Source organism: Streptomyces sp. NRRL F-6492, from assembly GCF_001280125.1.
Classification (GTDB): domain Bacteria; phylum Actinomycetota; class Actinomycetes; order Streptomycetales; family Streptomycetaceae; genus Streptomyces.
Map to the genome: position 1 here is coordinate 1 of NZ_LGEG01000175.1, position 302 is coordinate 302.

The 302-nt window shown below is 67.9% G+C and carries 1 pseudogene; it reads left to right on the plus strand.

Annotation, left to right across the window (positions count from 1 at the left end):
• Nucleotides 1-184: pseudogene (locus ADL08_RS14260) on the plus strand (TetR/AcrR family transcriptional regulator); the annotation flags it as partial.
• Between the last annotated feature and the right edge of the window lie 118 nt (nt 185-302).

The window sequence follows — 302 nt, forward strand, 5'->3', positions numbered from 1 at the left end:
GTTCGCGCTGCTCGACTACATCGAGAACTACACGGACGGGTTCCGGATCCTAGTGCGGGATTCGCCGGTGGCGCAGCCGACGGGCACGTTCGCTTCGCGGATCAGCGACATCCCCACGCCGGTGGAGGACCTCCTGGGTCTTGAGTTTAAAGCGCGGGCGTTGGATCCGAAGCTGCCGCCGGTGTAGGAGCAGGCGCCGGTGGACGCCCATAAGAACCACGCCACCCCCTTCCCCCCCCCTGGCCTGACCCCAACCACTTGGGAACCCCAACCCCTCACCCCCGCTCCCCCCCCCTCCCTCC